The sequence below is a fragment of the Synechococcus sp. R6-7 genome (genome assembly GCF_047461695.1).
Lineage (GTDB): Bacteria > Cyanobacteriota > Cyanobacteriia > Thermostichales > Thermostichaceae > Thermostichus.
In genome coordinates this window covers 1-1,910 of record NZ_JANSHS010000140.1, presented here as the reverse complement: position 1 = coordinate 1,910, position 1,910 = coordinate 1, and the positions used below count along the sequence as shown (strand labels likewise).

At 61.3% G+C, this 1,910-nt stretch carries 1 protein-coding gene and 1 pseudogene; one reads left to right on the top strand and one right to left on the bottom strand.

Annotated elements, in window-relative coordinates; genetic code table 11:
• Positions 1-383, top strand: a pseudogene (locus NW815_RS04790) (hypothetical protein); the annotation flags it as partial.
• A gap of 256 nt (positions 384-639) precedes the next feature.
• On the opposite strand, the gene NW815_RS04785 reads toward NW815_RS04790, so the two are convergent.
• Complete coding sequence (locus NW815_RS04785; RefSeq protein WP_414390682.1) at positions 640-1,794, bottom strand: AI-2E family transporter; 1,155 nt, start codon at positions 1,792-1,794, stop codon at positions 640-642.
• Between the last annotated feature and the right edge of the window lie 116 nt (positions 1,795-1,910).

The following is a 1,910-nucleotide window of genomic DNA, read 5'->3' as shown; positions in this document are numbered from 1 at the left end:
CCACGCCCACTCCTACTCCGGCGCCAACACCCAGCCCGACGCCCACACCCACACCCACTCCGACTCCAACGCCAGAGGCGACGCCCACGCTTGTACCTCGTCGCCAGCCGCGCTTTCAACTGGGCCGCCCCCGTCCGACACCAGAGGGGATCCCGGCTGTTCCAACGCCACCGCCCGTAGTAGCCACTCCCGAACCTGAGCTTACGCCTGAGCCCAGCCCAGAGCCCTCTCCGCAAGCTGTGCCCACTTCAACTCCCCAGCCTGTGGCTACGCCTTTGCCGCGCGTGACCCCTATCCCTTTCCAGGAGCGGCGGGTGCGCCAGCAGGGGTTGCGGCTTTTCCCGCCGGGACTCCACAGTCCAACCTTGCCAGGTGAGCGATAGCGGGACAGAATCCTTGGTTGACAGAATGCCCTTCGCACAGCGGGCCGTGGGCCTCACTGTTTCCCCGATGCCGCTCTGCCTGGGTGCGCAGTTGCCAGTTGTCGCGTTCTCACACCGGTCAAGCGCGAGGAGCGTGGAGCGACGGGAAAGAATCCCCCGGCTCTAGCCGTGGGGAGAACGTCGATTCCTGCCCAATGGAAGGGCCGGTCGTGTGGCTAAGCTGATGGGGTTGAGCCAAGTCAGGAGCATTGCCCCCTCAACCTTCTCGCACCGATTGCGGTCGCGGAATGGGATCCTGGTTTTCCGCCTGGGTGGAGCTCTGGATCCCGTTCTCTCCACTTTCCAACCTGAGCAAGGGCCGCAATCGGGATCCCTGCCAGGGATCCAGGACATCCCGAATTAGCACCTCCTGAATCCACACCTGCAGGATTGCCGCCAAAGGCACGGCCAGGAACAGGCCCAGCACCCCAAAGAAAAAGGCTGAAGTAACTTGAGCTACTAGGGTTAGGGCGGGCAGGAGCGACACCTGTCGGGACATAACGATGGGGGTGAAGACGCTGCTTTCCAACTGCTGGATCAGGATATACAGCCCCAGCACTGCCAAGGACTTCCAAGGGGCATCCGTGAGGGCTACCAGCATGGGGGCTACCACGCTTAAGGTGGGGCCGATATTGGGGATGAAGTTGAACAATCCCGCCAGCACCGCATTGGCCAAGATCAGGGGCACCCCCAAAATCCACAGCCCGATCCCACTCAGCAGCATCACCAAGGTGCTGGTAAACAGGATCCCCATCAGCCACCCTCGCAGCGCCAGCTCACAGCGCTTGAGGATGTAGCGAATGCGGGGACGGTAAAAGGCCGGGAAAACCGAGACAAAAGCGCGACTGTAGGCTTGGGGATCCGCCAACAACAAAATGGTGAGGATGATTACAAACAATAGGTTGAGCAGGGTGCCGAAAAAGGCAGTGAAGGACTGGGAGAAAAAGTCTCGCGCTTGGCGCACCAATTCGGTTGCCTGGGGCACCAAGCTATTGGCCAATTCCCGCAGCGTCGGCAGCTCAATATCCGTCGGCAAAGAGAGAATCAAGCTCTCGAACAGCCGCTGCGCTTGCACGATCCCGGCGGGCACCCCATCGGTAAACAGCCACCGCAACTGCTCCGCCAGGGGGGGCACCACGATTAGCCCCACCAAGATCGCGGCCACCAAAACCGTCAAACTGGTGATGACAATTGAGGGGCCACGCCGAAAGCCGTAGCGCTGTGGGATCTGGGCCAAGGTATCCAATGCTACTGCCAACACAATGGCCGCGAACACCAACAGCAGGATCTGCCGGATCTGCCAAAGCAGAACTAGCAGGCCCAACAGCGCCCCTAGCCCCAGCCACTGGGCGAAGGTCACCCGCCAGCTCACCTCCTCTCTCGCCCGGTTGTCGCCTATTCTAGATGGGATCCCGACAAGTCCCATCGCTATTCGAGAACCCTGGATGCGCGATCCTGTCCCTTCAGCTAGAAATCGCAGGAGCCCCG